Origin of the sequence: Nostoc sp. CHAB 5715 (genome assembly GCF_020829685.1) — a bacterium.
Lineage (GTDB): Bacteria > Cyanobacteriota > Cyanobacteriia > Cyanobacteriales > Nostocaceae > Nostoc.
Map to the genome: position 1 here is coordinate 1 of NZ_JAIVFR010000591.1, position 4,833 is coordinate 4,833.

At 41.7% G+C, this 4,833-nt stretch carries 5 protein-coding genes; 1 reads left to right on the top strand and 4 read right to left on the bottom strand.

Annotated elements, in window-relative coordinates:
- A partial coding sequence (locus tag LC574_RS26780; RefSeq protein ID WP_267871694.1) for a putative PEP-binding protein occupies positions 1-1,313 on the top strand: 1,313 nt, incomplete at its 5' end.
- 88 nt (positions 1,314-1,401) lie between these two features.
- On the opposite strand, the gene LC574_RS26785 is transcribed toward LC574_RS26780, so the two are convergent.
- From LC574_RS26785 to LC574_RS26800, 4 genes are all read right to left on the bottom strand, one after another.
- Entirely contained in the window at positions 1,402-1,674 is a 273-nt protein-coding gene (locus tag LC574_RS26785; protein WP_229456668.1) for a hypothetical protein, read from the bottom strand.
- Positions 1,675-1,785: 111 nt separating this feature from the next.
- Positions 1,786-1,974 (bottom strand): hypothetical protein, encoded by a 189-nt coding sequence (locus LC574_RS26790; RefSeq protein ID WP_229456670.1) that lies wholly within the window; start codon positions 1,972-1,974, stop codon positions 1,786-1,788.
- Positions 1,975-2,025: 51 nt separating this feature from the next.
- The gene (locus tag LC574_RS26795; RefSeq protein WP_229456672.1) at positions 2,026-3,195 is read right to left on the bottom strand and encodes a hypothetical protein; all 1,170 of its coding nucleotides are present in this window, start codon (positions 3,193-3,195) and stop codon (positions 2,026-2,028) included.
- Between the two features lie 318 nt (positions 3,196-3,513).
- Entirely contained in the window at positions 3,514-4,170 is a 657-nt protein-coding gene (locus LC574_RS26800) for a DUF1361 domain-containing protein (protein WP_229456673.1), read from the bottom strand.
- Positions 4,171-4,833: the final 663 nt, after the last annotated feature.

A 4,833-nucleotide genomic window follows, 5' to 3' on the forward strand; every position in this document is an offset into this window, starting at 1 on the left:
GACGTGTTGTGGCAACTGCCCTAGTAATTAATAATCCGCAACACAAACCCGAACAATTACCCAAGGGAGTGATTTTAGTAATAACAGCGATCGCACCTGATTGGTTACCATTACTGCACCAAGTTGGTGGTATTATTACTGAACAAGGCGGATTAACCAGCCACGCTGCAATTCTTGCCAGAGAATTAGGTATCGCAGCAATAGTTAACGCCACATCTGCTACAACCTTAATCCAAACTGGCGAACGACTGCTACTTGATGGCGACAGAGGAGAAGTTTATCGGATCAAAGGAGAAGGGGAAAGTGGGAGAGAAAAAGAGATGGAGAGGAGGAAAGTGGCAGAAAATCCTCTCCATCCCCCGATCTCCCCATCCCACTCTCCTGTTGCTTCTCATCTACCTATGATTGCTACCCAACTGCTGGTTAACTTGAGTCAGTCCAGTTTAATAGAACAAGTGCAAAGCTTTCCTGTGGATGGAGTGGGATTGTTGCGCTCAGAATTGATGGTACTAAATATATTGTCCGGGCAACATCCCAATAGTTGGATTTTAGGCGGGCGGGAAGCAGAATTGTTAGAGCTATGGTCTGAGCAGATTATACAGTTTGCCCGTGCTTTTGCACCAAGACCAGTTTTTTATCGTTCTTTAGATTGGCCCCAGAATTTACCATCATTGAGTGATAATTTACAATCTTCAACACAATCGATGTTGGGTGAACGTGGTACTTTCAGCTACTTACGAAATCCCGCAGTCTTTAAGTTGGAACTGCAAGCTTTAGCGAGTGTCCAGCAAGCTGGTTACAGCAATGTAAATCTACTGTTGCCTTTTGTGCGGACTGTGGAAGAATTTGTCTTTTGCCGTCGTAAAGTTGAGCAAGCCCTTTTAACTGAGGTGTCAGAGTTTCAATTGTGGATGATGGCAGAAGTGCCAAGCGTCCTGTTTTTACTGCCAGAATATGTTAAAGCAGGTGCAGGCGGAATTTCTATTGGTACAAATGATCTGACCCAATTATTGCTCGGAGTGGATCGAGAGCAAGGACAGCTAGTAAAAGTATTTAATGAACGTCATCCGGCAGTTATGAGTGCGATCGCTCAACTGATCCAAATGGCTAAAAGTGCCGGTATCCCTTGTTCAATCTGCGGTCAAGCACCAGCCCTCTATCCAGAAATCATCGATAAGTTAGTGGAATGGGGCATAACTTCCATTTCCGTTGAACCGGAAGCAGTCGAGCGAACCTATCAGGCGATCGCTCGTGCTGAACAACGCTTAATTTTAAAAGCAGCACGACGAGAATTAAAAGAGGGAACTTCATAGCTAGCACGTGCAGCATATTCCAGCAAGTCTCGCTCTTGGCGATCGCAAGACTAATTAGAGGTAGAAACCCAAGAGTAGATAGCTACTTTCAAGAGTCGCCCAGGCTCTCTAAAAGCCGATCAACTTTGTTTTCAATAGTATTGAGCTTCCTAAGAATAGTGGGTCTGTCAGAATCTAGGGAACTAAGCAAGTTTGCAATACCTTCTGCCACGTTCACTAGGCGCAGCGTCGCTTCTCTTAATTCGCGTCTTTCTTCTATTGCTTCCTGTTGGATAAAAGTCAATTCAGCTATGCGGTCTGCTAAAGCTTGGATAGAGCGACTGTTTGACTCAGTAATTTGCTGGAGCTCAGAAAATTCCATAGTGGTGTCCGATTTAAACCCTCCAGGTTTCACGGTCTGAAACCTGCATCCCATCGTACTACTTCTCTGTTATTTTTAATCTTGCGCTCCCATTTAATAATAAGACCACCTTCATTGAGCTCGCCTACTATTCCAGAAACTGCAAACAACTGGTAATGTGTCATAAGATATTTCTGCCCGCACATCGCCCGATTCTCCAGTTATTGTTTCTGCTGTTGCAGTCTGGGTAAATACAACCGTCGCACTCAAAAGAGCTAAACCGATTAGAGATTGACTGATAAAGGAGCGAATAGTAATCATCGTTGGCGTTGTATATAGTACATTCAACTTTATACAACACCGCCAAAATGTTCAATATCGGTAAATTGCCGCAACGGCTGTGCTATATGGAATCTGTTCAAAGGGAACAGCGTAAACCGTGCCACCATTTAATAAAGTATGAGCAGCAACAAAATCCAACAAATCCTCATCACCAGTTTCTTTTTCTGGGTGTAAATAAACCGTTTCTGAGGTTGGATCGAATAAACCCCACTGTTGCTGACCAACTGCAACTAGTAATGAATCCACTCGTTGGTAATAAGCGGCACAGACAACTTCTTGGAGGTTGTTAGATGCTTTACCAGTATCACCACCAAACAATTCGTTAAATTGCTCCAAAACTGCTTGCTGTGACTTTTGGAAATCAGCCTCGACAATCGGCCAAGCTTGGTCATGTAACTCTTGGGCGCTGAGAATTTCTGGATTACCGGTGATAGCTTCATCCATCAAATGCTGGTAAGTATTTGCCTGTCTATATAAAGGCAAGAGATACTCTACCCCAGCCAGCACCAAAGGCGCTTTTTGCAATTTCAGTTTCTCGTGTAATCCGCGATCGACAATTTGAAAGAATTGTATAATGTCTTCTTGATGTTTATCCCTGTCAGGGCTTCCCTGTCCGTGAAACGTACCCGGCTGCGAAAAAGTGTTGGCGGTTCCCCCTTTTGATGTTGCAATGCGAAACTGACCTTCTTTAGCAGTATCGTCTTTTTGCAGAGCTTCATCTAGACTTTTAGGGAGATTTTCTACTTCTACCTGTTTGACGCTGTAGCGTGTTCCTTCAAAGAATCTGACATCTTGTTGGCTCAAAGCCAGTATATAGAAGCGACCATTGCCGTTTAAAATTGGCAGCAGTGGTTTGATGTGAAATCGGTCTGTAACTACGACCAACTCTTGAAAATCAATTGGCAGGGTATAATAGCGAAAAATATTTTCAGAAATAAAAATCGCCAGCCCTTGTCCTATTTGCTCCCAAAACTCTTGGGTATCAATTTCCTGGGATTTTTCCAACAATGCGATCGCATCTTCCTGTTTCAAACCCGCATCAATTAAACGAGTCTCCGCTTCCCTAACCAAATTTTTAAAGCGAATTGGGTTTTGTCGGACTTCTGGCCCGGCTGGCTGCGTTGGCATATAAATTGAAACACAATTTCCTTTTGGCTGTTCTATTAATGTCTTTATTTCCTCTCTAGAGATTAATTGCATATTATATCCCTCCTATCAACATGACCAAATACATCAGATCAGACCATCGATATTCAATGATCTGATAGGACATTATTCTGAGATGGCGGCGATTGTAGCCCAACCGTTTGCTTCTGAATCTATTTCACCTCAAGGAGGATTTAGTTGCATCTTTCTTTTGATAGGCAATATTCATCAAGGGTATTACTCATAGACATCTCCGAAAAAGTAGAGACGTAGCATTGCTACGTCTCTACAAGGGTTCTAGATAACGCATACTTAATTTATCGAGATGTCTAATTAAAACCCCAAATTTAAAAGCCAAAATTGCCACAAGCATCAAATGTTTGGCGTGTTAGAGTTTGCGCGTCCTGAGTTTACGCCTATTCTGCTATCTCGTTGGCTAAGACCTAAAGTTACTCGTTTCATAATCCAGTACAAAGCTGCAAGTACCACAAAGGTGATAGCAATAATTACTATAGGCTGTTTTCCAAGAAGTTCTTCTACTCCTTTGGTTAGTACGGCATCGGGTTGAGTAATAAAATCCCAACTGTTGAAACGCAAAAATCGCCCCCAATAAACACCAACAGCACAGAGAAAATGGGTAATCAACTCAACACCCCAAATCCATTGGCTTTTGCCGATACGATGTAAGTAGTAACCCCAATTAATTAACGATATTACATAAGCTTCAAATCCCCCGATAATTACTAATAAATACAAAGGAATGAGTACCAAAGTAATTATCCAAACTGATTGAATCGTGCGGATATCATATATCAAGTGAATTACATCAGTCAACAAATATGGTGCATTCGGTAAGAAAGCATAGAAAACTAAGAATCCTAGCCACCAAAGCCAAGAGCCACCACGCTTAAAGCGAAATAGCCACACACTCAAAGCTAAAGGTATAAAAGCCAGAAATAAATTCCAAGTCATCCAACTCATATTAATTCGCAATACCTGCACAACTCTAGCTATCAATTCTTCTTTCATAGGTGCTAACTTAGAAGACGTTTTATTGATCTAAATTCACTCTGTAGTGTTATTGTTAATCTCAGTGATTGAGTGTCATTTATAAGGAAATGCACACTTATACAGCAGAATTCAGGAGTAAAACACGCTTTATACCTGGGTAACAGACTTAGCTTGTGTACCCCACCAACTTGAAATCTGCTGTATGTCTGAAATATAGAGTTTTTATCTTTTTCATACTGGGGGATGAAATTTATCAATCAACTGAAATCACTAGTATAGCCAGAAAATCACCCGGGTAAAATTTACCACACAAAGAAAGTCTGAGCGGCAAAAACGCTGCTAAATACCTTCCTGTGGATTTTTTTATGGGAATATTGCCCCTGTCCTAACTATTATATTGATCTAATTTTGCCCTGCTAGAGTTCCAGAAGCATCCTAAAGTTTTTGCCAAGAGTGTAAAATACTTGTGCTATCCCTTGAGAAGTAACTCACGGTGAATTACTCCTATTTGTCTACGGCTTTTTACCCCACCCTAACCCTCCCCTTATAAAGGGGCTACCGTGTACACACAAGTCGAATTTCTTCTTAAATCCCAAAGATTACCTACTTAATCGCAGTGATGGTTAGGGTGGGGTAAAACTAAAGCTAAAACCTTAGTAAATCAGGTTTCGGGTGAGGTTT

Excerpts from the sequence above, each read along its gene's own strand:
- LC574_RS26785 (WP_229456668.1), bottom strand. The coding sequence starts at position 1,674 with ATGGAATTTTCTGAGCTCCAGCAAATTACTGAGTCAAACAGTCGCTCT.
- LC574_RS26790 (WP_229456670.1), bottom strand. The coding sequence starts at position 1,974 with ATGATTACTATTCGCTCCTTTATCAGTCAATCTCTAATCGGTTTAGCT.
- LC574_RS26795 (WP_229456672.1), bottom strand. The coding sequence starts at position 3,195 with ATGCAATTAATCTCTAGAGAGGAAATAAAGACATTAATAGAACAGCCA.
- LC574_RS26800 (WP_229456673.1), bottom strand. The coding sequence starts at position 4,170 with ATGAAAGAAGAATTGATAGCTAGAGTTGTGCAGGTATTGCGAATTAAT.